Here is a 26,158-nt window from a genome sequence, read left to right as displayed (position 1 = left end):
CGCTATGCGACTAGGCCTTCAAGAAAACGTGAATTATCTTAATTCACATGCATTACAGCATAAGCTGGGCTTTTTCGTTGCATGATTTAAATTAAGCGGTTAATGCTAAAATGGAACCTGGGATAGCGATGAATACTAGGCCAAGGTAACCAGCGACTGCTACTTTGTTCTTAGTTGCTAAGTCACTTAAGAAGAATGCACACTTCAACGGTATTTCACGTAAGAATGGAATGCCGTAAATCAGTACTGTTGCCATTACATTGAAACATAAGTGTACCAGTGCAATTTGTAATGCAAATACGGCGTTGTCACCCGATACTGCTGTAGCAGCTAATAGTGCAGTGATACATGTACCGATGTTTGCACCAAGTGTGAATGGGTATACATCACGTACTTTCAGTACACCAGTACCTACTAGTGGTACCATCAAGCTTGTTGTTGTTGATGATGATTGCACTAGAATCGTTACCGCTGTACCTGATGCAATACCATGTAGTGGGCCACGACCAATTGCACTTTTTAGAATATCACGAGCACGGCCAACCATTAGGCTACGCATTAATTTACCCATAACCGTAATCGCAAAGAAGATTAATGCGATACCGATAAAGCTAAGCGCGACACCACCCATAGAACCAAATGCTTCTAGAGGACCTTTTACTAGTTCTACTGCAGGTTTAGTTAATGGCTTCATAAAGTCCATTCCTTTCATGCTCATATCACCAGCATTTAAGAATGGAGAAACTAACCAACTTGACATTTTATCTAGCAGACCAAACATCATTTCTAGTGGCAAGAAAATTGCTACAGCTAGTAGGTTGAAGAAATCATGGACGGTTGCGCTAGCAAAAGCACGACGGAATTCATCCTTACAACGCGCATGTCCTAAACTCACTAATGTATTGGTTAGTGTCGTACCTATATTTGCACCCATTACCATTGGGATTGCTGTTTCAACAGGCAAACCACCGGCAACAAGACCAACAATGATTGACGTTACCGTACTTGATGATTGAATTAATGCTGTTGCGATTAAGCCAATCATGAGTCCTGCAACAGGATGAGAGGCAAATTCAAATAAGGTTTTAGCTTGTTCGCCAACAGACCATTTAAAACCGCTGCTGATCATCGATACAGCAACAAGTAAAAGATAAAGCATGAACGCTAGGTTGGCCCAGCGGACCCAACGCATAGAGCTGAACTTAGATACAGCAGTAGTGGCTTGGGTAGTCATAATCATTTCTCCATGACAGTAATATGTCGTTTGGGTGTCATTTTGTTGAAATCTGTGTGGATAGTAGATGGCTTTTATTTCAGAAATATTACACTGGTTGTCACAAACATGATTTGTCGCTTTTTTGTGATGGCAAGCGATTAACTGGCACTCGTTTTTTTTTGTTTTTATATGATTAACTATCTGTTATATATGGTTTATTAAGAAGTTTTGGATGAAAAAGGAAATTTGAGTTTTTTTTAATGTGGTATATGGAAAGGTTGTCTTTTTTTACGATAAGTCGTAAAAATCGGTCAATTATGACAGTTTGCCTATATTTAATAGGGAAGCACATGACAGGGAAATGCGCGCTAATGTCAAAGGTTCGTTAGTACAGCACGGTTATTATATTGTTATAGCTCTAATTATTCGGTTTTTCCGAGTTATTGTATCTAAACAAACGATTTCACAAGTGTTGAGAATGACGTTTACACTGCATTTAATTGATTAATTCATATTGTTTTATAGGAGTGACGGTCGATGACCGATGCTATTCGTAAGTTTCTTAAATTAGAATCAGCTGGTGGAATTGTGCTGATTATTGCTGCGTTGATTGCGATGATCATTGCTAATTCACCACTAGCATCAGTGTATACCGATACATTACACAGTTATGTAGCTGGCTTATCTGTTTCTCATTGGATCAATGATGGTTTAATGGCGGTTTTCTTTTTACTCATTGGTTTAGAAGTAAAACGTGAGCTAATTGAAGGGGCGTTAAATACTAAAGAAAAAGCCATTTTCCCTGCTATTGCGGCGGTGGGTGGTATGGTTGCACCTGCTCTTATTTATGTCGCGTTTAACTTTAATGATCCGATGGCAATTAAAGGTTGGGCTATTCCAGCTGCTACTGATATTGCATTCGCATTAGGTGTAATGGCGCTTCTAGGTAATCGTGTACCAGTAAGTCTGAAAGTGTTCTTACTTGCTCTTGCTATTATTGATGACTTAGGTGTGATTGTCATTATTGCACTGTTTTATAGCTCTGATCTCTCAACGGTTGCTCTTGCGGTTGCATTTGCTGCCACTGCAACGTTGTTCTTCATGAATGCGAAGAATGTTACGAAGATCTCTTGGTACTTAATTGTCGGTGCTATTTTGTGGTTTAGTGTATTGCAATCAGGCGTTCATGCTACGTTAGCGGGGGTTATCTTAGGTTTTACTATTCCACTAACGGGTAAAGATGGTCGTTCAGATAAATACTCACCATTGAAGCATTTGGAGCATGTCTTGCACCCTTACGTTGCTTTCTTGATTTTACCTATTTTTGCTTTCGCTAATGCAGGGATCTCGTTAGACGGCGTATCGTTATCAAGCTTATCGGCAATGTTACCAGCTGGTATTGCTGCGGGACTGTTTATTGGTAAGCCGTTAGGTATCTTTACTGCATGTCTTATCGCGGTGAAATGTGGTTTTGCTAAACTGCCTGATGATATTAACTTTAAGCATATTTTTGCTGTGTCGGTCTTGTGTGGTATCGGTTTTACGATGTCGATTTTCATCTCATCGTTAGCATTTGTAGGGGCTGGTGAAAGTTTTGCAACTTACTCACGATTAGGAATATTGTTAGGCTCAACAGTAGCGGCAGTTGTGGGTTACGTGTTACTGAGCCGTTCTCTTCCAAAGGAAGCACAAAAAGTAGAGGCGTAATATGTATAAATACCTATTAGCTATACTGTTTTCAACTTTCGCAACCTCAAGTGTTGCTGCAATGAACTACCAATATTGTACAACGTCTGATAGGTCTGAGGTTTGTCAGGCTTATCTGCAAGGTCTAAATGATGGGAAAAAAGAGGTAAAAAAAACAATTACCTCTAAATCCTCTTTCCAAGATCGTGCTCTTGAGCAGCGAAGTGGTGAACTTTATCGCAAACTTGAACGTTTTAATCGTCAACCTGCGAGTTAATAGGTTTCTATTACCTACTTATTAGAAAATAATGAGATAAAGATTGAAGACCCCAGTAGCACTGCGTAAGCTTTGTTGTTGGGGTTTTTTTATGGGTCTGTAAGGGTATGTCTCACTTAAACTATAATCACTTATATTATTTCTGGATGGTGTGTAAACAAGGCTCTGTAACAAAGGCTGCTGATGCTTTATTTTTGGCACCACAGACGGTTACTGGACAGATCCGTGCTTTAGAAGATCGCTTAAAAGGACGATTAACCAAACGTGTAGGTCGTCAAATAGAGCCAACAGAGTTAGGTCAGATGGTGTTTAAGTATGCCGATAAGATGTTTGATTTAAGTTATCAAATGCTGGATCGGATCAACTATACCCAGCGAGATAATCAGCTTTTTGAAGTAGGGGTTGCTGATGCTTTGTCTAAACGGTTAGTTAGCCAAGTGTTATTAGAGGGCATGCCTGAGGATCAACGTATTCACTTCAGTTGTTTTGAATCAACCCATGAAATGTTACTTGAGCAATTATCACAGCATAAGCTTGATATGATCCTTTCTGATTGCCCTGTTGATTCAACCCAAAGCCCTGGTTTATACAGTAAGAAATTAGGAGAATCTGGAATGAGCTTCTTCTGCTCAGATAAACTACCAGAATCAGCATTTCCTGCGTGCATTGAAGATTATAAATTGCTGGTGCCAAGCCGACGTTCTGCGATGGGACGAAAACTGCATCAATGGTTTGATCAGCAAGGGATCGCTCCTAATATTTTAGGTGAATTTGATGATTCAGCTTTGATTAAGGCGTTTTCGTCTTATCAACAATCTATGTTTATTGCTCCCTCGAGCTACGCTGATGAGTTAAAGGAATCGTGCCAAGTGCATGAGGTAAAACGGGTGAGTGATATTTCAGAAGAGTATTATGTTATTTTTGCTGAACGGATGATTATGCATCCATCGGTTACACGTATCTGTGAGGCAGATTTCAGCCGTTTATTTGTTTAAGTAGCCTCATACCTATTTATGAGGCTAAAGTCGCTGAACAGTTGATAGAGAGCCCGTTAGCAGTATATTTATTGGCTATCAGTTGTTACTGTCGTTTCTTTTGTATTTTTATCATTATTTCCCTTAGGGGAAGAAATCCCTGCGGTGAGGTTATAGCGCATAGCTTCCTCGAATGACCAGTCAACCAATGTTAAGTCTTTACGTTTAACTAATGTTGTTACTCCAGCAATTTGGTAGCTCAGCGGAAATAGTACCGGAACCCAATCACCTTCAGGGAGTGCGTTTGCTAGTGGGTCTGGCATGTCATCAGACATTATAAATCCAATCACATAACTATTATTGGCTTGGTGCACTAAAACAGTCTGTTGACCTTTATTTTTATTATCGCTACTCATCAGTGAAGCAATGTCATTAATACTGCTATAAACCGTTTTAAAGAACGGGAAACGCATTAATTGACGAATGATGAAATCATATAACCACGCGATAGGACTGACAGAGAAAAGCAGTCCAGCGATAAACAACAAAGTTAGGATCAATAAAAAACCAGCGCCTTTGAATAACTCGGTTATATGGAATAAACCAAATAAAAAGTTACCGACTTTGTCTAATGACTCAAATAATGACCAAAATAGCCAGATGCTCAAGACTAAAGGTAGAACATTGAGCAAACCTCGTAATAGTGTTTTTTTCATGTTTTGCTCTTAATGAAGACAAGAAAGAGAAGGTAGTGTGCCACAAAGATGATGATAGAGAGTCAGAGGAATATGAATTTTAGGTATAAAAAAACCGACTCAAGGTCGGTTTTTTTAAATCTAACTCAAAAATTAAAAATTAAAGAGCTTTGATTTTAGCAGCTAGACGAGCTTTATGACGTGCAGCTTTGTTTTTGTGGATCAGGCCTTTAGTAGCCATGCGATCCATAACAGGTTGCATTTCAGCGAAAGCTTGTGTTGCAGCTTCTTTATTACCAGCTTCAATAGCGATAATAACTTTCTTGAAGAAAGTGCGCATCATAGAACGACGGCTAGCGTTGTGCTGGCGACGTTTTTCTGAAGTTAGTGCACGTTTCTTAGCAGATTTGATATTTGCCAAGGGTGTAACTCCCAAATCTTGGTACGGTGACAATTTAAGGCCGAGGACTATGCCTTGGTTCTTTATAATTGTCAAATGATTTGTGTGAATAACCGCCAGACCAATCAAGTTGGCACTTGCGGATTAACACGGTTAATATGGCGGCAGATTTTACCAGCATTTGGAATCAGAAGTCACCTTTCTGAGCCATCTTTTATGAGGTTTTTTTGTGAGTAAGCGTCTTTTACGCTCTGGAATGATAGTTAGCGCCATGACTTTGGTCTCTCGCGTACTCGGTTTAGTCCGAGATGTGGTGGTTGCTAACCTTATGGGAGCAGGGGCTGCGGCCGATGTTTTTTTCTTTGCAAATAAAATTCCCAACTTTTTGCGTCGTCTTTTTGCCGAAGGGGCTTTTTCGCAAGCATTCGTACCTGTACTGACTGAATATCATGCGGCAGGTGATGTTGATCGTACACGAGAGCTGATTGCAAAAGCGGCAGGTACACTCGGCGGCATTGTGACGATTGTGACACTGTTTGGGGTATTAGGCTCAGGTGCGGTAACCGCATTATTTGGTTTTGGTTGGTTCTGGGATTGGCTGCACGGCGGGGCTGATGCGGAAAAGTTTGAACTTGCGAGTTTATTGCTAAAAATCACCTTTCCATACTTGTGGTTTATTACCTTTGTTGCATTATCTGGTGCGATATTAAATACGTTAGGTAAATTTGCGATATCATCGTTTACCCCCGTTTTTTTAAATATCTCTATTATTGGTTGTGCGTGGTTTGTTTCTCCACATCTGACTCAACCTGAAATTGGTTTAGCTATCGGTGTATTTGTTGGTGGCTTAGTGCAATTTAGTTTCCAGTTACCGTTTTTGTACCGTGAAGGGTATTTAGTTCGTCCTAAATGGGGCTGGAATGATCCTGGTGTGACAAAAATTCGCAAACTGATGTTACCTGCGCTATTTGGTGTATCTGTTACCCAAATCAACTTATTGCTTGATACCTTCATTGCCAGTTTTTTAATGACGGGGTCAATCAGCTGGCTGTATTACTCTGATCGTTTATTAGAGTTCCCTCTTGGTCTATTTGGGATTGCAATTGCAACGGTGATATTACCCGCGCTTTCACGTAAACACGTTGATAAATCGCCAGAACAATTCGCCCAAACGATGGATTGGGGAGTTAGAATGGTATTGCTACTTGGTATTCCAGCGATGCTTGGCATGATCACGCTGGCAAAACCAATGCTAATGGTGATGTTCATGCGCGGCGAATTTAGCGTTCATGATGTTAACCAAACGGCAGCATCATTATGGGTGGTATCTGCCGGTTTATTAAATTACATGTTGATTAAGATTTTTGCACCAGGTTATTACGCTCGCCAAGATACCAAAACGCCAGTAAAAATTGGTATTATTGCGATGGTGAGTAATATGGTGTTCAACGGCATGTTTGCGCCTTTTTACGGTTATGTTGGTTTATCCATTGCCAGTGTTTTATCTGCATTTTTAAATGCCGCGTTATTGTACCGTGGGCTACATGTTGGCAGTATTTATCGTATTAGCCGTCAAACATTGTTCTTTGTACTGCGACTTGCCATTGCTGGCGTTTTAATGGTGGCAAGCTTGTTATGGTTAAGCCCAACAATGGAGCAGTGGTTAGGTTTTCATTTACTCGAACGTGTTGGTTGGTTGTTTGGTTTAATTGCAATCGGCGGTGGTGTTTATCTAATAATTGCGATGATTTTAGGCATTCGCCCACGACATCTGCGCACAGATAGCTGATTGCAAGCGTTGAGTAGTATATAATCCGCCAGCTTTTACTGTAGAAAGGCAACATTTTTCGCAATAATAGCGGCGGAGTTTTTAGCTTAAAGACGGATTTTGATGGTTCTCACTGTTAACTGTGTGGATATTGAAGAGTGGTAAGTAACAGAGCGCATGGAATTAATTCGAGGTATACATAATATTCAACCCCAGCATCATGGCTGTGTGTTGACTATCGGCAACTTTGACGGTGTTCACTTAGGGCACCAAGCATTACTACGTCAAGTGGTAGCTAAAGCCCATGCGATGAAACTTACCGCAACGGTAATGACATTTGAGCCTCAGCCGTTAGAATTGTTTGCTGGAGATAAAGCACCAGCACGCTTAACCCGTTTTAGAGATAAATATTTACAGCTAAAAAAGGTCGGTATCGATCGTTTATTATGTGTGAATTTTAATCATCATTTTGCCACCATGAGCGCTGAAGATTTCGTCGAATGCTTGTTGGTTAAGCAATTGGGTGTTAAGTTTCTTGTTATTGGCGATGATTTTCGCTTCGGACAAGGCCGTAATGGTGACTTTTCCATGCTGGTGGAAGCGGGACGAAAACATGGCTTTGAGGTAGTAAGCACCCAAAGTTTTTGTGTTTCAGAGCAGCGAGTAAGCAGCACTGCTATTCGTCAAGCACTAGCAAATAACGAACTAGAACAAGCTAAAATGATGCTTGGTCGACCTTACAGTATTCGCGGACGTGTCTCTCACGGACGAAAGTTAGGTCGAACGATTGGTTTTCCTACTGCCAATATACCTTTGAAACGACGTGTAACACCGGTAGCTGGTGTTTATGCTGTTGAAGTGTATGGTGCAGATAGTCGCCCCGTTATGGGCGTGGCTAATGTTGGTCATCGACCAACCGTAAAAGGTGTACGCCAACAACTTGAGGTACACTTATTTGATTTTCACGCTGATCTCTACGGACATCAGCTTGAAGTCGTGTTACGGCATAAATTGCGTGACGAAAAGAAATTTGAATCCTTCGATGCGCTTAAACGCCAAATCGAGCGAGATGCTCAAACAGCACGGGTGTGGCTGTCTGAGCGTAATAATGTCCAACTTCGCCCAAGTAACGGAATCTAGAATCAATGAGCGACTATAAAGATACCCTGAACCTGCCTGAAACAGGGTTTCCGATGCGAGGCAACCTAGCTCAGCGTGAGCCTGCAATGCTTAAGCGTTGGTATGATGAAGATCTTTACGGTGAAATCCGTAAAGCAAAGAAAGGTAAAAAATCTTTCGTATTACACGATGGCCCTCCATACGCTAACGGTGATATTCACATTGGTCACGCACTAAACAAGATTCTTAAAGACATTATTATTAAGTCAAAGACTCTGTCTGGTTTTGACTCACCGTATATCCCTGGTTGGGACTGCCACGGTCTACCTATCGAATTAATGGTAGAGAAGAAAGTCGGTAAGCCGGGTCAAAAAGTGACAGCAGCTGAATTTCGTGAAAAATGTCGTGAATATGCTGCGGGTCAAGTTAACGGTCAAAAAGAAAGTTTCATTCGTCTAGGCGTACTAGGTGAATGGGACAAGCCTTACCGTACAATGGACTTCGATACCGAAGCCAACATTATTCGTGCGTTAGGTAAAATTGCAGATAACGATCACTTGTTGAAGGGTTTTAAACCTGTTCACTGGTGTACTGACTGTGGTTCAGCACTGGCTGAAGCTGAAGTTGAATACCAAGATAAAGTATCTCTATCTATCGATGTGAAATTTAAAGCGGTAGATGAAGCGGCGGTATTAGCTAAATTTGGTTGTGTAGCCGATCAAGGTCAAGGCGATGTGTCTATCGTTATTTGGACAACAACACCTTGGACAATGCCTGCTAACCGCGCAGTTGCTGTGAGTGCTGATCTTGAGTACGCATTAGTACAAACGCCGGTAACAGAAGCACATCCTCAGCCTCAACGTTTAATCGTAGCGGCAGAGCTTGTAAAAGATGTAATGGGCCGTGTTGGTTTTGAAGAATCAGAAATCCTTGGTTTCTGTAAAGGTGAAGAGCTGGAACTACTTCGCTTTAACCACCCATTCTACAGTTTTGATGTGCCTGTTATTTTAGGTGATCACGTAACGACTGAATCAGGTACAGGTTGTGTACATACCGCTCCTGGCCACGGTCAAGAAGACTTCGTGGTTGGTCAAAAATACAACCTTGAAATTGCAAACCCAGTGGGCAGCAATGGTGTTTACTTACCTGATACTGAGATCTTTGCAGGTCAACACGTATTTAAAGCAAATGAAGCGGTTGTTGAAGTACTGCGTGAGCACGGCTCACTACTGCATTTCTCAAAAATCACGCACAGCTACCCACATTGCTGGCGTCATAAAACGCCAATTATCTTCCGTGCTACGCCGCAATGGTTCATTTCTATGGACAAAGCCGGTCTACGTACGAAAGCATTGGGCGAAATCAAAAATGTTCAATGGATGCCTGAGTGGGGTCAAAGCCGTATTGAAGGTATGATCGAAGGTCGTCCTGAGTGGTGTATCTCGCGTCAGCGTACGTGGGGCGTGCCAATTGCACTATTCATCCATAAAGAGACGCAAGAGCTTCATCCTCAAACGTCTGAGCTAATTGAAAAAGTAGCACAGCTTGTTGAGCAAAAAGGCATTCAAGCGTGGTGGGATCTAGAACTTACTGATGTAATGAGCGCAGAAGATGCTGCAAATTACGAAAAAGTACTCGATACACTAGACGTATGGTTTGACTCTGGTGTTACGCATTTCTCTGTTGTTGATAGCCGTCCAGAATTTAACGGTCATTCAGCAGATCTTTACCTTGAAGGTTCAGACCAACACCGTGGTTGGTTCCAATCTTCATTGATTTCATCGGTAGCGATGAAAGATAAAGCACCGTACAAGCAAGTGTTAACACACGGCTTCGTGGTTGATGGTCAAGGCCGCAAGATGTCTAAATCTATCGGTAACGTCGTTGCACCAAAAGATGTAACGAATAAGCTTGGTGCTGATATTTTACGTCTATGGGTTGCTTCGACTGATTACACTGGCGAAGTGGCTGTATCTGATGAGATCTTAAAGCGTTCAGCCGATGCTTACCGTCGTATTCGTAATACTGCACGTTTCTTCTTAGCTAACTTAAGCGGTTTCAACCCTGCAACTGACTGTGTTCCAGCTGAAGAAATGGTAGCACTTGATCGTTGGGCTGTTGGTCGTGCAATGGCGGCTCAAGAAGAAATCATAAAAGATTACGAAGACTACAACCTACACGCAGTAACACAGCGCTTAATGCAGTTCTGTTCTATTGAGATGGGTTCATTCTATTTAGATGTAATCAAAGACCGTCAATACACAGCGAAACGTGGTAGCCATGCTCAACGTAGCTGTCAGACAGCGCTTTACTACATTGTTGAAGCATTAGTTCGTTGGATGGCACCAATCATGTCATTCACAGCCGATGAAATTTGGAACGAAATGCCAGGTCAACGTGACAAGTTCGTATTCACAGGTGAGTGGTTCGATGGTCTATTTGGTCTTGCTGATAACGAAGAGCTAAGCAACGAATTCTGGGCTGAAATCCAACAAGTTCGTGGCGCGGTGAATAAGTTACTTGAAACGGCACGTAGCGAAAAAGTGATCGGTGGTTCACTACAGGCTGAGGTTATTCTTTCTGCTAATGCTGAATTGGCTGAGAAGCTGAATAAGTTAGAAGACGAACTACGTTTTGTTCTATTAACATCTAAAGCTCAAGTTGTTGTTGCTGATAGCAAGCCTGAAGATGCACAAGAAACAGATATCGATGGTTTATTCGTAACTGTTAAAGCATCTGAAGCGGCGAAGTGTGAGCGTTGTTGGCACCATGTTGCTGATGTTGGCACGATCGCGGGTCATGAAGAAATTTGTGGTCGCTGTGCAACCAACATTGATGGCGAAGGCGAAAAGAGAAAGTTTGCATAATGACAAGTACAGCACTGAAGCAATCTCTAACAGTTAAACAATCTGGCATCCGTTGGTTATGGCTAGCGGTTCTGGTATTTATCATCGATAACGGCACTAAGCTGTTAGTGATGGACACGATGGGCTATGGCTGGCCAAACCGAATCGAAGTACTGCCATTTTTTAATTTACTTTATGTACACAATACAGGTGCTGCATTTAGTTTTTTAAGTGATGCAAGCGGTTGGCAGCGTTGGTTATTTGCAGCTATTGCTTTTAGTGTCTGTGGTTTATTGATGTACTGGATGCGTCGTACACCAGCGACAAATAAAATCGCTAATATTGCTTATGCATTAATTATTGGTGGCGCATTAGGTAACTTATTTGATCGTATGTACCATGGCTTTGTGGTTGATTTTCTAGACCTTTACTATGGTAGCTACCATTGGCCTGCATTTAATATTGCTGATAGTGCAATATGTGTTGGTGCCGCTTTGTTGATACTTGATGGTTTTAGATCAGACAAGCAAGCAAAGTCCTAATTAGTTACCTTTATCGGTATTAATAACACGTCAATATCAAACGCAGCTCATGTTATGAGCTGCGTTTTTTTATATTTCGTATTATTGTTTTTTTATTGGCTTAACAAATATAGCCATACAAATGTAAAACCTTAGTGCCTGTCCGTTGATACAGACGATGGTTTATTGTTAAATGAGGGCATTAAAATTTCAGGTGAACGACTTGTTGTGAGAGCAATAAGACGATCATATAAAAGGATGTACTATGTCGGTAATTAAAGATAGCAGTGAAGTGTTGATGCATTTTGCTATTAAACTTGAAGATGGATCGGTTGCAGAATCTACTTATGCCGCAGGTAAACCTGCAATGTTTCGCATGGGAGATGGCAGCTTAACTGACAATTTTGAAAAATGTTTACTAGGGTTAACCATTGGTGAAAAAGGCACATTTGAACTATCACCAGAAGATGCCTTTGGTCTGCCGAACCCTGATAACATCCACCATCTTGATTTAGCTAAATTTGGTGCTGATGCTCCAGCAGAAGTGGGTAATATTATCGCTTTTGCTGGTCCCGATGGACACGATATTCCTGGAATAATTACAGCCGTGGTGGGTGACTCTGTTACTGTTGATTTCAATCATCCACTTGCAGGGCAAGCTGTCACCTTTGAGGTGGAGGTTGTCTCCATTGAAAGTTAAGAGCAATTGTTGATGAAAATCTTACTCGCAAACCCGCGTGGTTTTTGTGCTGGTGTTGATCGTGCGATCAGTATTGTAGATCGCGCGTTGGAAATGTACCAACCACCTATTTATGTTCGTCATGAAGTCGTACATAACCGTTTTGTTGTTGAAGGGCTAAAGCAGCGCGGCGCGATTTTTGTTGAAGAGCTCAGTGAAGTACCTGACGACAATATCGTTATATTTTCTGCTCATGGTGTATCACAAGCGGTGCGTAATGAGTCTAAACAGCGTCAATTAACCGTATTTGATGCAACTTGCCCATTGGTGACTAAAGTACATATGGAAGTGGCTCGTGCCAGCCGTAAAGCGATGGAAGTTGTGCTTATTGGTCATGCAGGTCACCCTGAAGTGGAAGGCACAATGGGGCAGTATGCTAATCAAGAAGGGGGAATGTACCTTGTTGAAACACCCGATGACGTTGATAAACTAAAAGAAATTGTTAAAGATCCAACTAATCTTCATTATGTTAGCCAAACAACCTTGTCTGTTGATGAAACGGCAGATGTGATTGATCGCTTGCGTGTTGTGTTCCCTGAGATCCAAGGGCCACGTAAAGATGATATTTGTTACGCAACTCAGAACCGCCAAGATGCTGTGCGTGAAATGGCTGAAACTGTGGATGTGATGATTGTGGTTGGCTCTAAGAATTCATCAAATTCAAATCGTTTACGTGAGTTATCTGAGAAATTAGGAACACCAGGGTATTTAACCGACTGTGTTGAAGATATAGAAGCAAGTTGGTTTGATCATAAATCGATAGTGGGTGTAACCGCGGGGGCATCTGCACCTGAAGAGCTTGTAAATCAAATTATTCAACAAATTCAGACAATCACTGGTTCCGATGTTGAAGAACTATCAGGTCGTGAAGAAAATATGTTCTTTGAAGTACCAAAAGAGTTACAAGTTAAGAATATCTAATAGCGTATTGATTTGTGCAGAATAAGCCTCAGTGAAAGCTGGGGCTTTTTTATCACCTGTAAAACCGCTACAGTATTGAAATAATAATATATTCATCAAGGGAGAAGCACGCAATGGTAAGAATTGCGATAGCTGGAGCTGCTGGCCGAATGGGGCGTCAGTTACTAAAAGCAACACAACTATCAGAGAAAGCAGAGTTAGGTGCCGCAACTGAGCGTGCAGGTTCAACGTTAGTCGGCGCTGATGCGGGTGAGTTAGCCGGAACGGGTATTGCCAATGTGGTCATTGTTGATGATCTTAGCAAGGCCCTTGATGATTTTGATGTCTTGATTGATTTTACTGCACCTGTTGCAACATTAGCGAACATTGAGTTTTGTCAGCAACACAATAAAAAGATTGTGATTGGTACAACGGGTTTTACAGAACAAGAGCGAGAGTTAATTGATCTTGCGGCTCGTGATATTTCTATCGTGATGGCTCCTAATTATAGCGTAGGGGTTAATCTTGTCTTTAAGTTATTAGAGAAAGCAGCCCAAGTGATGGGCGATTACTGTGATATTGAAATTATTGAAGCGCACCATCGTCATAAAGTTGATGCGCCATCAGGCACTGCAATTGGTATGGGTGAAGCGATTGCGGGCGCGATGGGTAATAAACTCAGTGATGTTGCTGTTTATGCTCGTGAAGGGATCACGGGTGAACGTACACGTGATGAGATTGGTTTTGCGACGATTCGTGCTGGTGACATTGTCGGTGAGCACACTGCTATGTTTGCAGATATTGGTGAGCGAGTAGAGATCACCCATAAAGCGACCGATAGAATGACATTTGCGAATGGTGCGGTGAGAGCGGCGGTATGGCTCAATGATAAGTCGCCAGGCTTTTATAGCATGGAAGATGTCTTGGGGCTGGATTCATTATGATTTAGATAAAACCTGCTAATCAGCAGGTTTTTTTATATCTGAATAAAGTGCGTATAAATATTTCAAATACAAATAGTGGTGAATTAATTTGTGTTATATGAGGATATTTTTCCGACGGTCAAATAACACACAAGGGCTTACTTGTTTGCTATGTAAAATACAGTGTTGGTTGTTATTTTTGCTTTAGATTGCTATTTATATTTGTTTACCTGTTGTTTTTCGCTTTTTTTGTGGTCGTTTATTTATGTTAATTATTTGGTGTTAATTGCAAACGATTACGTGCTAATTCGGTTTGATATTGATACTAAAAAAGACCACTAAACATGTTATTTTCGCATTTAGGATGCTTAATTGTGTTGAAGGAGTTATTTATTAAATTTATTTTTTGTCTTATGTTGACAGATTGCTAAGTGATCAATAGAATTTGCGCAATTTGTCAAAAATCAGTAAGACGTGGTTTTTGATATTAAAAGGAATGGGTAATTGCAACTTTATCTGTTTTAATTGCATTTTTATTTAATTGGAGGTTGTCTTGAGCAAATCTGCGCTATTAGTCCTTGAAGATGGGACAGTGTTCCGCGGCGTGTCCATTGGAGCAGATGGTTCGGCCGTTGGTGAAGTCGTTTTTAATACTTCGATGACGGGGTATCAGGAAATTCTCACTGACCCTTCCTACTCACAACAGATCGTTACCCTTACTTATCCCCATATTGGCAATACCGGTACTAATACCGAAGACGAAGAATCCACAGCTATTCATGCACAAGGTCTGGTTATTCGTGATCTCCCTCTTATCGCTTCAAACTTCCGCTCTGAACAATCTCTTTCTGACTACCTAAAATCACAAAATATTGTTGGTATCGCTGATATCGATACTCGTAAGCTAACCCGTATTCTTCGTGAAAAAGGTGCGCAAAACGGTTGTATCATCGCAGGTAACAACATTGATGAAGGTTTTGCTCTTGAGCAAGCGAAAGCGTTTCCGGGTCTGAAAGGCATGGATTTAGCGAAAGAAGTGACAACAAGCGAAACATATAGCTGGAAGCAAGGTTCTTGGACATTAGAGAATGGTTTACCTGAAGCACAAGAAGATAGCGAACTGCCTTATCATGTAGTGGCTTATGATTTTGGTGCTAAACGTAATATCTTACGTATGCTTGTTGATCGTGGTTGTCGTTTAACGGTTGTTCCGGCACAAACGTCAGCAGAAGACGTACTGGCGTTAAACCCAGATGGCGTATTTTTATCAAATGGCCCTGGCGACCCAGAGCCATGTACTTACGCAATTGAAGCAACAAAAACATTCCTCGATAAAAACATTCCAATTTTTGGTATTTGTTTAGGTCACCAAATTCTTGCATTAGCAAGTGGTGCTAAAACAGTAAAAATGAAGTTTGGTCACCACGGTGCAAACCACCCAGTTAAAGATTTAGAACGTGATGTGGTGATGATCACCAGTCAGAACCACGGTTTTGCTGCTGATGAAGCAACGTTACCAGAAAATTTACGAGCAACACATAAATCCCTGTTTGATGGCTCTCTGCAAGGTATCCATCGTACCGATAAGCCTGCATTTAGTTTCCAAGGCCACCCAGAAGCGAGTCCTGGTCCACATGATGCAGCACCATTATTTGATCACTTTATCGAATTAATTAAGAAACACAGCGCCTAAGCCGGGAGTAGAAAAAATGCCAAAACGTACTGACATTAAAAGTGTATTAATCTTAGGTGCTGGTCCGATTGTTATCGGTCAAGCGTGTGAGTTTGACTATTCAGGAGCACAAGCATGTAAAGCTCTGCGTGAAGAGGGTTACCGCGTTATTCTGGTAAACTCAAACCCAGCAACTATCATGACTGATCCTGATATGGCTGATGCAACGTATATCGAGCCAATTCACTGGGAAGTTGTACGCAAGATCATTGAAAAAGAACGTCCTGATGCAGTATTGCCGACAATGGGCGGACAAACAGCACTGAACTGTGCGTTAGATCTTGAAAAATATGGCGTATTAAAAGAATTCAATGTTGAAATGATTGGTGCAACAGCTGATGCAATTGATAAAGCTGAAAACCGATCTCGTTTTGACAAAGCAATGAAATCTATTGGTCTTGAGTGTCCTCGTGCCGATACAGCAACAACGATGGAAGAAGCTTATAAAGTTCTAGATATGGTTGGCTTCCCTTGTATCATTCGCCCATCATTTACTATGGGTGGTACAGGTGGTGGTATTGCATACAATAAAGAAGAATTTGAAGAGATTTGTTCGCGTGGTATCGATTTATCACCAACCAATGAATTACTGATTGATGAATCACTGATTGGTTGGAAAGAATATGAGATGGAAGTGGTTCGTGATAAGAACGACAACTGTATCATTGTGTGTGCGATTGAAAACTTCGATCCAATGGGTATTCACACCGGTGACTCAATTACAGTAGCACCTGCGCAAACGCTAACAGATAAAGAATACCAATTAATGCGTAATGCATCGCTTGCAGTACTGCGTGAAATTGGTGTTGAAACGGGTGGTTCAAACGTACAGTTTGGTATCAACCCTAAAGATGGCCGTATGGTTATCATCGAGATGAACCCTCGTGTATCTCGTTCATCGGCATTAGCATCAAAAGCAACAGGCTTCCCGATTGCAAAAATTGCGGCAAAACTGGCGATTGGCTTCACGCTTGATGAACTGATGAATGACATCACAGGTGGTGCAACACCTGCATCATTTGAACCAACCATTGATTATGTCGTAACGAAAATCCCTCGCTTTAACTTCGAGAAATTTGCTGGTGCTAACGATCGTCTAACGACACAGATGAAGTCGGTCGGTGAGGTAATGGCGATTGGTCGTAACCAACAAGAATCATTACATAAAGCACTGCGTGGTTTGGAAGTTGGTGCGAACGGTTTTGATGAGATGGTCGATCTTGACGATCCAAACGCGATGAGCAAGATCCGTCACGAACTGAAAGAAGCGGGTGCTGAGCGTATTTGGTATATCGGTGATGCCTTCCGTGCAGGCATGTCGGTTGATGGTATTTTCAACCTAACTAACATTGACCGTTGGTTCTTGGTACAAATCGAAGAAATCATCAAGCTTGAAGAGCAAGTGAAAACTGCCGGTTTTGCTGGTCTTAATGCAGACGTATTACGCAAACTTAAGCGTAAAGGTTTTGCTGATGCGCGTCTTGCTAAATTGTTGGGAGTTGGCGAAGGTGAAATTCGCAAACTACGTGATCAGTTTGACATTCATCCTGTCTACAAGCGTGTAGATACGTGTGCGGCTGAGTTCGCATCAGATACCGCTTACATGTACTCATCATACGATGAAGAATGTGAATCAAACCCAACAGATAAAGATAAAATTATGGTATTGGGCGGTGGTCCAAACCGTATCGGTCAAGGTATCGAGTTTGACTACTGTTGTGTTCATGCATCACTAGCACTGCGTGAAGACGGTTATGAAACTATCATGGTTAACTGTAACCCAGAGACAGTATCAACTGACTATGACACATCAGATCGTCTGTACTTCGAGCCTGTAACGCTTGAAGATGTACTGGCTATCGCCCGTGTTGAAAAGCCAAAAGGTGTGATTGTTCAGTATGGTGGACAAACACCACTGAAACTCGCTCGTGCATTAGAAGCGGCAGGTGTACCGATTATCGGTACGAGCCCAGATGCGATTGACCGCGCAGAAGATCGTGAGCGTTTCCAACAAGCAGTTGACCGTTTAGGGCTACTACAACCAGAAAATGCAACGGTAACAACGATGGAGCAAGCGATTGAGAAGTCGCGTGACATTGGTTACCCATTAGTGGTGCGTCCATCTTACGTGCTTGGCGGTCGAGCAATGGAAATTGTTTACGACGAGCAAGACTTACGTCGCTACTTTAACGAAGCCGTGAGTGTTTCAAATGAATCACCAGTACTACTCGATCGTTTCTTAGATGATGCGGTTGAAGTAGACGTTGATGCAATTTGTGACGGTGAGCAAGTGGTAATTGGCGGTATCATGGAGCATATCGAGCAAGCAGGTGTTCACTCAGGTGATTCTGCATGTTCACTACCTGCTTATACGCTAAGCCAAGAAATCCAAGATGTGATGCGTGAGCAAGTGAAGAACCTTGCGTTTGAATTAGGTGTTCGTGGATTGATGAATACCCAGTTCGCAGTAAAAGATAACGAAGTGTACCTTATCGAGGTTAACCCTCGTGCTGCACGTACCGTACCGTTCGTATCTAAAGCGACAGGTGCACCGCTGGCGAAAATTGCTGCGCGTGTAATGGCTGGTCAATCACTTGAATCACAAGGCTTTACCAAGGAAATTATTCCTCCGTATTACTCTGTGAAAGAAGTAGTACTACCGTTTAACAAGTTCCCTGGTGTTGATCCACTGTTAGGCCCTGAAATGCGCTCAACAGGTGAAGTTATGGGGATCGGTAATACGTTCGCTGAAGCATTCGCTAAAGCTGAATTAGGTTGTGGTAAAGAATACCCTGAAGGTGGTCGTGCGCTATTATCTGTTCGTGAAGGTGATAAGCAACGCGTGGTTGATTTAGCTTCTAAGCTAATTAAGCTTGGCTACCAATTAGATGCAACACACGGTACAGCCGTTATTCTTGGTGAAGCTGGCATTAACCCACGTTTAGTGAACAAAGTACATGAAGGTCGTCCTCATATTCTTGACCGTATCAAGAATAATGAATACACCTACATTGTAAATACTGCATCGGGTCGTCAAGCGATTGAAGATTCAAAACTACTTCGTCGTGGTGCGTTAGCTGAAAAAGTTAACTACACCACAACCCTAAATGCGGGATTTGCAACGTGTATGGGACATACTGCGGATGACCGTAATACAGTGTCTTCAATTCAAGAGCTTCACGCACGTATTAAATAAGTATTACTAGCTACTAACTAAATGAAAAGCCGAACGTTAACGTTCGGCTTTTTTATTGGTATGTCTGCCCTAAATGTGTAAGCACACTTTAGGACGGGGCATTGTTATTAAAAAAGTCACTATAGGTACGCTATAGTGGCTTTTGTTTTATAGAGCGTATTATTTAGTAGCTTTTATAGAGAGAGTTATAAAGTTGCTTTTCAAATTGGTAAATAGGCGGTAATGCTGCTTTTTCACCGTCATGCATGTGTGGATAGTAATTAGTTACTAACTGTACAAAGAGTAGTGGTTTACCGTTGTGGGTTTTAATCACACCTGCAAGGTTATAGGTTCCGAATAAAGAGCCACTTTTAGCAATAACCTTACCTTTTAACGGAACATCACGAAGGCTGCGACGGTACTGTAATGTGCCACTTTTACCTGATACTGGTAGATCATTCATTAACCCAAGCTGTGGATGACGGTAAATGTAAGTCACCACTTTCATTAAGTCACTTGCTGTTAAGCGGTTATTGCGGGATAAGCCTGAGCCATCTACCATTACGGTATCAGAAAGATCGATACCTGCTTTATCTTTTAGTATCGCTTTGATTGCTTCAATTCCGTTGGTGTAGCTACCTGCTTGGTTGTAATACTTTGCACCAATCGTTTTGGCAATGTTATCGGCAAATAAGTTATCAGATCGTTTCAACATAATATCAAGTAGCGTTGATAGTGGTGCTGAACGGTGTGTTGCGATGATTTTTCCGTTAATTTTATCGTTACGAAGCACCTTACCGTTTAATTTTATACCTGCACGCTTAAGCTCTTGTTGAATAATCGCGGTTGAATACAAGGTGGTGTTTTGTACCGCAAATTTAAGTGGTAGAGGCTCTTTACGAGGCTGTATACAGCCACTGATTTGGTACATATTGCGATCATTGGAGGTCATTGATAGCTGACAGTGTTGCTCTTTTTGTTGAGCTTTGGAAACCACAATGGCTGAGGTTTGTGCCTTAATTGGCTGGTGGCTAGGTACATTTACGCGTGTTACATCACCAAATGCTTTATTGCTGTATAACGCACCTTGAACACAATTGTGCTCTAAGCTGATACTACTTGATGGTGCACTGTAACAAGATCCTAAAATATCCCAAGGCCAACCAATAGCACGTTCATAGCCAGTAAAATGCCCACCGTTTAAGTACAGATTACCTTTAATTGTAGTTAGACCTTGCTGTTTTAGCTGGCGAAGCAAATTGGCTATATCACTGCGTTTAAGTGTTGGGTCACCATTAAATTTTAAAATGACATCATTACCTTTCGTTTCAAGGTAAGTATCAAAACGGAAGTTATTACCAAGATATAGCTTTGCAGCAAGCGCAGTGATTGTTTTCTGTGTACTTGCAGGTGCTTGTAATTCGTCTGCGCGTTTATCGTATATAACTTTGTTGGTGGCTGGGTTAACAATGAGAAGCGCGACATCACTCCCTTTAGGGAGATGTTCGATAGCTTGCTGAGGTGAGAACGCAGCGAAAGAAGAAAAGCTCGACGCAATTAATGCGGAGTAAAGCAGTTTTTTAAACATATCAAGGCATAATCTTGGTTAAGAGATAGACCTTAATCATAACGTTTATATGAGAGAGGGTAAAAAGAGAGAGAAAATAAATACTAAAAAATGACACAAAACTAATAAAAAAGCGCCGACCTAAGTCGACGCTTCATCTGTTCTACTTTAATCGCAAGGATTAGAAGTCGTAACGTGCACCTAGAACGAATTGGTCAGATGCTGCTACTTTACCTACTTTGTTCTTATCAAGCATGTTGAATGTGTAAGAAGCGTAAGTGCGGAAGTTGCTGTTGAAGTAGTAAGTACCGTCAACAGATACAGCGTTTGCTAGCTCATCGTATTCGTTATGAGCTTTTTCATCTTTCATAAAGCCGTATGTTGTAGTAAATACAGTTTTACCCATAGTGTATGCTGCTGCGAATTCGTAACCTTGAGAGTCAGTTAGTTTGTCATCGTTGCTAAGAGCATCACGACGACCGTACTTGTAAAGGCCACCGAAGTATAGGTCGCCCATAGTGTAAGACGCTACTGCGAAAGTTTGCTCGGCACGATCATTGTGTGAATCACTAATGATATAGCCCTTTTCGTTTTTAATCTGACCACGTTGCTCGCCGTAACCAAGACCTAGTGCAAGACCTGTATCAGCTACTTTGTATACTGCACCTGTTGAGAAACCGTGAATGTCTGTTTTTTCGTGTGTTTGTTTGTTGTAAGCAGATCCAGCGAAAACATAGTTCGCTTTGAATGTTAGATCACCAAACGTACCTGCGTATGCTAGGTTGTTATTTGTGCGGTCTGCTACATCAAGTTTAGTGCCACCAACGACAGAACCAGCGTATGCCATGATATCAGTGAAATCAGTTAGCATACCTAGAGAGCCGTCAGCTTTACCGTAAACAAGTTGACCGTATTGATCGCTGTTCACACCAGCATATACGTAACGAGTTTCGTCAGCACCACGACCTGCAGGTGATGCGTCTGTGTTGCTGTGGAATTCTTTTTCAAAGAAGCCAATACCTTGAACGCCATCAGCAATTTGTGTTTTTGCGCCGATGTTTACACGTGCACGAGACATATCAACAACTTCATTTGAAGCTTTTACCTTTGTTGGATCTGCGTTATCTTTGTTGCTGTCTGCTTGTTGTTGAAGAACGCCAGTTGCTTCAATACGGCCACCAACAGATAGAGAAGATGTGTCATCTGAGTAAACTGTTGCTGCTGATGCTGCGCCAGATAGAGTTGCTGCTGCTACTGCTAAAGCAATAAGGTGCTTGTTCATTGCCGAATCCTTTTTTGAATTTTTATGTGTTGCATTTCTATGCCAAATGCATGGTGTTCTTTTTACTTGTGTCTACTGATTTATGTTAGTAAAAAAAACTGAAAAATACCTCACTGGTATTGGTTTTTTGTTTTTTTTAGCTTTTATTTTTATTTTAATCAATGTGTTATATCAATCAGTAAAAGTTCTAAATTAATTTTATTTTTTAGTTGTATTTAGGTAATCAGCGAAAAGTATCTGAGTGAATATTTGTATAAATGTTGGTGAAGTGTGAGGTTATAACTTTTCTCAATAGAAAAAAGGTGATAAGAAAAATAATTATTCTTATAGTGAATGTTTTAACTATTGATTTGTTATTATGAATTATTGATATAGTATTTTGATCATATTCATTGTTTTAACCGTTAGTTAAAACGAAAAACAGATTAATGACGTAACGAGGATGATCTCTTGTTCATCTTTGTTTAAAATGAAATACATCGTTATATATACTCTGTTAGCCCAATCATGATTGGGCTAACTTTTTTATTACCTGAAATTGGCGTGCGCTATCAGGTTATTGAGGTAATTTATTTATGGAAAAAGTGCCAATGACTGTACGTGGCGAACAAAAGCTACGTAGTGAACTTGAAGTATTGTTGAAGCGTCGCCCTCTTATTTCTCAGGCGATCGCAGAAGCACGTGAGCTTGGCGACTTAAAAGAAAATGCGGAATACCATGCGGCTCGTGAAGAACAAGGTATTTGTGAAGCGCAAATTCGTGACATTGAATACAAACTATCTGTTGCTCAAATTATTGATGTAACAACTATGCCAAATACAGGCAAAGTGATTTTTGGTACTACAATCACTTTGCTAGATTTAGATACCGATAATGAAGTTACATACTGTATCGTGGGTGATGATGAAGCGAATATTAAGGAAAACTTAATTTCAGTGAATTCACCAATTGCACGTGGTTTGATCGGTAAGATGGAAGGTGATGAGGTCGCGATTACCACGCCTGGCGGTCAAAAAGAGTTTGAAATTGTAGAAGTGAAATACATCTAATAATTTCAATGATGATTATATTCATCAGAAAATATAATCACTAAAATAGGTGATATCGATTAGCAATTAATGCATTTTTTTGTATTAATAGTAGATATAAAAAAGGCCGCTAGGCGGCCTTTTTTATTTGCGAGGAAGCTCGATTTTACGATCTTCACTCTGGCGGTAAAGAACTAACGTTTTACCGATAACCTGCACTTTTTCAGCTTTAGTTTCGCGAACAATAGCGTCGACGATTAAAACTTTAGTTTCACGATCTTCAGTAGCAACCTTAACTTTGATCAATTCATGATGGTTAAGTGCAATTTCAATTTCAGCCAATACAGCTTCTGTTAGGCCGTTTGCACCCATAAGTACAACAGGTTTTAGATTGTGAGCAAGACCTTTTAGGAACTGCTTTTGTTTGGTGCTTAGATTCATGATGACTCTATTTTTTTGGTTATTAGGGTTGAAAACGTGACATTCTACCGCCATCTAGACTAGAAGACTAATTTGTTTGCATTATGACAGCATGAAAATTTGTAGTGTTTGAGTTGTACTGCACATTTTGATTGTACATTTTAATGAATTAGATGCGATAAAGCCTTTGGCAGACGTATACTTAACAAGTATCTCAACTCATTAGGTTAGGCATGAGTAGAAAAAAACAATCCGGCAGTTCTGGCCGTTGGCTAAAAGAGCATTTCGACGATAAATATGTTCAGGAAGCACAAAAACGTGGTTATCGTTCACGTGCTTTCTTTAAAATTGAAGAAATTCAGAACAAAGATAAGTTATTAAAACCGGGCATGACAGTGGTTGACCTTGGTGCTGCACCAGGTGGTTGGTCACAATATGCGGCAGAAATTGTAGGTAGTGAAGGACAGGTCATTGCTTGTGATATTTTGCCAATGGATTCCCTTCCAGGGGTTAGCTTCCTGCAAGGTGATTTCCGAGAAGAGGCAGTGTTAGATGCACTATTAGACCGCATTCAACCAGATATGGTTGACGTGGTGATGTCTGATATGGCACCTAATATGAGTGGTAATCTTGCATCCGACCAACCGAGAGCAATGTACCTTGTTGAGCTTGCATTAGATATGTGTCGACAAGTACTTGCGCCGAATGGCAGTTTTGCGGTAAAAGTTTTCCAAGGCGAAGGTTTTGACCAATATTTAGCTGAAATTCGTAGTATGTTCAAAGTGGTTAAAATTCGTAAACCAGATTCCTCGCGAGATCGCTCGCGTGAAGTCTATATTGTGGCTACAGGTTACAAACTGTAGTAATCTACATTCATCTTTTAGTTATCGCGAGGTTAACACCTTGAGTGACATGGCAAAAAACTTGATTTTATGGTTGGTCATTGCCGTTGTTCTTATGTCTGTATTCCAAAGTTTTGGAACTAACAGTAGTAAGACGACCGGAGTTGACTATACAACATTTGTCCGTCAAATCGGTCAGGATCAGATAAAGGAAGTGCGATTCAATGATCGTGAAATCACTGTAACCAAACGTGATAATGCGAGCTATGTAACATACTTACCTGTCGCAAATGATCCTAAGCTGTTAGACGATTTAATTAACGCTAACGTAGCTGTTTCTGGTACACCACCTGAAGAGCCTAGCCTATTGGCTTCAATCTTCATTTCGTGGTTCCCAATGCTTCTATTAATTGGTGTTTGGATTTTCTTTATGCGTCAGATGCAGGGCGGTGGTGGCAAAGGTGCCATGTCGTTCGGTAAATCTAAAGCGCGTATGATGAGCGAAGACCAAATCAAAACAACGTTCGCCGATGTGGCTGGTTGTGATGAAGCGAAAGAAGACGTTAAAGAATTGGTTGATTACTTACGTGATCCAAGCCGTTTCCAAAAGCTAGGTGGTAAAATCCCAACAGGTGTGTTGATGGTTGGTCCTCCTGGTACAGGTAAAACATTACTTGCAAAAGCGATTGCAGGTGAAGCAAAAGTACCGTTCTTTACTATTTCTGGTTCTGACTTTGTTGAAATGTTTGTTGGTGTTGGTGCATCTCGTGTGCGTGACATGTTTGAACAAGCGAAAAAAGCGGCGCCTTGTATCATCTTTATCGATGAAATCGATGCGGTAGGTCGTCAACGTGGTGCTGGTGTTGGTGGTGGTCACGATGAGCGTGAGCAAACACTTAACCAGATGCTAGTTGAAATGGATGGCTTTGAAGGCAATGAGGGTATTATCGTTATTGCTGCAACAAACCGTCCTGACGTACTAGACCCTGCATTACTTCGTCCTGGTCGTTTTGACCGTCAAGTAGTAGTAGGTCTTCCTGATGTACGCGGTCGAGAGCAGATCCTTAAAGTTCATATGCGTAAAGTGCCGCTAGATGGTGATGTTAATCCATCATTGATCGCACGTGGTACTCCAGGTTTCTCTGGTGCTGATTTAGCAAACCTTGTTAACGAAGCGGCACTATTTGCAGCCCGTGGTAACAAGCGTACTGTTTCAATGGTTGAGTTTGAATTAGCGAAAGACAAAATCATGATGGGCGCAGAGCGTAAATCAATGGTTATGTCTGAAGATCAAAAAGAATCAACAGCGTATCACGAAGCAGGTCACGCAATTATTGGTCGTTTAGTACCGGATCATGATCCTGTATATAAAGTATCAATCATTCCACGTGGTCGTGCGCTAGGTGTAACGATGTACTTACCTGAGCAAGATCGTGTAAGTCACTCTCGTGAGTTCTTGGAGTCAATGATTTCAAGCCTTTACGGTGGTCGTTTAGCTGAAGAATTGATTTACGGCGTAGATAAAGTATCAACAGGTGCATCAAATGACATCGAACGCGCAACTGATATTGCACGTAAGATGGTGACGCAATGGGGCTTCTCTGAGAAGTTAGGTCCATTACTTTATGCTGAAGATGAAGGTGAAGTATTCCTTGGTCGTTCAGTTACACAAAGTAAGCATATGTCTGATGACACTGCAAAACTGATTGATACTGAAGTTCGTACCTTAATTGATCGTAACTATCAGCGTGCTCGTCAAATTCTAGTTGATAATATGGATATCATGCATGCAATGAAAGATGCATTGATGAAATATGAAACTATTGATGCAGGTCAGATTGATGACTTGATGGAACGTAAAGCAGAAATCCGTGCGCCGAAAGGTTGGTCGGATAATGACGATACAATGAAACCATCAGGTAAAGAAGCACCTGAAACTGAATTAGCACCTGATGAGCCAATTGGCGATGGTATTGATGCGTTGACGAAAGAAGACGATACCGATACAAAACCTCAGGCTTAATTTAGCGTTGAATAAAAACCCTGGC

General features: G+C 41.3%; 21 protein-coding genes. 15 read left to right on the top strand and 6 right to left on the bottom strand.

The window, feature by feature from the left end; genetic code table 11:
* Window positions 1–91: 91 nt before the first annotated feature.
* The gene (locus I3259_RS07800) at window positions 92–1,234 is read right to left on the bottom strand and encodes a Na/Pi symporter (protein WP_238029102.1); all 1,143 of its coding nucleotides are present in this window, start codon (window positions 1,232–1,234) and stop codon (window positions 92–94) included.
* Window positions 1,235–1,753: 519 nt separating this feature from the next.
* Here I3259_RS07800 and nhaA point away from each other — a divergent pair.
* From nhaA to nhaR, 3 genes are all read left to right on the top strand, one after another.
* The gene (nhaA, locus tag I3259_RS07795) at window positions 1,754–2,923 is read left to right on the top strand and encodes a Na+/H+ antiporter NhaA (protein ID WP_238029101.1); all 1,170 of its coding nucleotides are present in this window, start codon (window positions 1,754–1,756) and stop codon (window positions 2,921–2,923) included.
* 1 nt (window position 2,924) lies between these two features.
* On the top strand, window positions 2,925–3,179 hold the full coding sequence (locus I3259_RS07790; RefSeq protein ID WP_238029100.1) for a hypothetical protein: 255 nt from the start codon (window positions 2,925–2,927) through the stop codon (window positions 3,177–3,179).
* A 107-nt stretch (window positions 3,180–3,286) separates the two neighbouring features.
* The gene (gene nhaR / locus I3259_RS07785; protein WP_238029099.1) at window positions 3,287–4,174 is read left to right on the top strand and encodes a transcriptional activator NhaR; all 888 of its coding nucleotides are present in this window, start codon (window positions 3,287–3,289) and stop codon (window positions 4,172–4,174) included.
* 68 nt (window positions 4,175–4,242) lie between these two features.
* Here the strand turns inward: nhaR and I3259_RS07780 are convergent, their stop codons facing one another.
* Window positions 4,243–4,869: a DUF502 domain-containing protein gene (locus tag I3259_RS07780; protein ID WP_238029098.1), complete on the bottom strand. Its 627-nt coding sequence runs from the start codon at window positions 4,867–4,869 to the stop codon at window positions 4,243–4,245.
* Between the two features lie 139 nt (window positions 4,870–5,008).
* Entirely contained in the window at window positions 5,009–5,269 is a 261-nt protein-coding gene (rpsT, locus tag I3259_RS07775) for a 30S ribosomal protein S20 (protein WP_087845855.1), read from the bottom strand.
* Window positions 5,270–5,477: 208 nt separating this feature from the next.
* On the opposite strand from rpsT, the gene murJ reads away from it, so the two are divergent.
* The 9 genes from murJ (at window position 5,478) to carB (ending at window position 18,992) form a co-directional block, all read left to right on the top strand.
* On the top strand, window positions 5,478–7,037 hold the full coding sequence (murJ, locus tag I3259_RS07770; RefSeq protein ID WP_238029097.1) for a murein biosynthesis integral membrane protein MurJ: 1,560 nt from the start codon (window positions 5,478–5,480) through the stop codon (window positions 7,035–7,037).
* Between the two features lie 156 nt (window positions 7,038–7,193).
* Window positions 7,194–8,156, top strand: a complete 963-nt coding sequence (gene ribF, locus I3259_RS07765) for a bifunctional riboflavin kinase/FAD synthetase (RefSeq protein ID WP_238029096.1) — start codon at window positions 7,194–7,196, stop codon at window positions 8,154–8,156.
* A gap of 5 nt (window positions 8,157–8,161) precedes the next feature.
* Window positions 8,162–11,002, top strand: coding sequence for an isoleucine--tRNA ligase (gene ileS / locus I3259_RS07760; RefSeq protein ID WP_238029095.1), 2,841 nt, complete (start codon window positions 8,162–8,164; stop codon window positions 11,000–11,002).
* Complete coding sequence (gene lspA / locus I3259_RS07755; RefSeq protein ID WP_238029094.1) at window positions 11,002–11,523, top strand: signal peptidase II; 522 nt, start codon at window positions 11,002–11,004, stop codon at window positions 11,521–11,523. The genes ileS and lspA overlap by 1 nt, the downstream gene beginning before the upstream one ends.
* Before the next feature lie 244 nt (window positions 11,524–11,767).
* Entirely contained in the window at window positions 11,768–12,202 is a 435-nt protein-coding gene (gene fkpB / locus I3259_RS07750; RefSeq protein ID WP_238029093.1) for an FKBP-type peptidyl-prolyl cis-trans isomerase, read from the top strand.
* Window positions 12,203–12,214: 12 nt separating this feature from the next.
* The gene (ispH, locus tag I3259_RS07745; RefSeq protein ID WP_238029092.1) at window positions 12,215–13,162 is read left to right on the top strand and encodes a 4-hydroxy-3-methylbut-2-enyl diphosphate reductase; all 948 of its coding nucleotides are present in this window, start codon (window positions 12,215–12,217) and stop codon (window positions 13,160–13,162) included.
* Window positions 13,163–13,275: 113 nt separating this feature from the next.
* The gene (dapB, locus tag I3259_RS07740; RefSeq protein WP_238029091.1) at window positions 13,276–14,085 is read left to right on the top strand and encodes a 4-hydroxy-tetrahydrodipicolinate reductase; all 810 of its coding nucleotides are present in this window, start codon (window positions 13,276–13,278) and stop codon (window positions 14,083–14,085) included.
* Between the two features lie 532 nt (window positions 14,086–14,617).
* Window positions 14,618–15,757 (top strand): glutamine-hydrolyzing carbamoyl-phosphate synthase small subunit, encoded by a 1,140-nt coding sequence (gene carA, locus I3259_RS07735; RefSeq protein ID WP_238029090.1) that lies wholly within the window; start codon window positions 14,618–14,620, stop codon window positions 15,755–15,757.
* Between the two features lie 16 nt (window positions 15,758–15,773).
* A complete protein-coding gene (gene carB / locus I3259_RS07730; protein WP_238029089.1) occupies window positions 15,774–18,992 on the top strand; it encodes a carbamoyl-phosphate synthase large subunit in 3,219 nt (1,072 codons plus the stop codon).
* A gap of 163 nt (window positions 18,993–19,155) precedes the next feature.
* On the opposite strand, the gene dacB is transcribed toward carB, so the two are convergent.
* Both dacB and I3259_RS07720 read right to left on the bottom strand, forming a co-directional pair.
* Window positions 19,156–20,559: a serine-type D-Ala-D-Ala carboxypeptidase gene (dacB, locus tag I3259_RS07725; protein WP_238029088.1), complete on the bottom strand. Its 1,404-nt coding sequence runs from the start codon at window positions 20,557–20,559 to the stop codon at window positions 19,156–19,158.
* A gap of 160 nt (window positions 20,560–20,719) precedes the next feature.
* On the bottom strand, window positions 20,720–21,820 hold the full coding sequence (locus tag I3259_RS07720; protein ID WP_238029087.1) for a porin: 1,101 nt from the start codon (window positions 21,818–21,820) through the stop codon (window positions 20,720–20,722).
* Window positions 21,821–22,395: 575 nt separating this feature from the next.
* On the opposite strand from I3259_RS07720, the gene greA reads away from it, so the two are divergent.
* On the top strand, window positions 22,396–22,869 hold the full coding sequence (gene greA / locus I3259_RS07715; RefSeq protein ID WP_238029086.1) for a transcription elongation factor GreA: 474 nt from the start codon (window positions 22,396–22,398) through the stop codon (window positions 22,867–22,869).
* Window positions 22,870–22,992: 123 nt separating this feature from the next.
* Here the strand turns inward: greA and yhbY are convergent, their stop codons facing one another.
* Entirely contained in the window at window positions 22,993–23,289 is a 297-nt protein-coding gene (yhbY, locus tag I3259_RS07710) for a ribosome assembly RNA-binding protein YhbY (protein ID WP_045128373.1), read from the bottom strand.
* A gap of 212 nt (window positions 23,290–23,501) precedes the next feature.
* Between yhbY and rlmE the strand changes: the two genes are divergently transcribed.
* Together rlmE and ftsH are read left to right on the top strand one after the other, a co-directional pair.
* Window positions 23,502–24,131: a 23S rRNA (uridine(2552)-2'-O)-methyltransferase RlmE gene (gene rlmE / locus I3259_RS07705; RefSeq protein ID WP_238029085.1), complete on the top strand. Its 630-nt coding sequence runs from the start codon at window positions 23,502–23,504 to the stop codon at window positions 24,129–24,131.
* A 49-nt stretch (window positions 24,132–24,180) separates the two neighbouring features.
* Window positions 24,181–26,133, top strand: a complete 1,953-nt coding sequence (gene ftsH, locus I3259_RS07700) for an ATP-dependent zinc metalloprotease FtsH (RefSeq protein WP_238029103.1) — start codon at window positions 24,181–24,183, stop codon at window positions 26,131–26,133.
* Window positions 26,134–26,158: the final 25 nt, after the last annotated feature.

The sequence above is a fragment of the Photobacterium sp. Ph5 genome (assembly GCF_022129445.1).
In the GTDB taxonomy this organism is placed as follows: domain Bacteria; phylum Pseudomonadota; class Gammaproteobacteria; order Enterobacterales; family Vibrionaceae; genus Photobacterium.
Note: the sequence above shows the minus strand (reverse complement) of the source record. Positions and strands in the feature narration are given on the sequence as shown.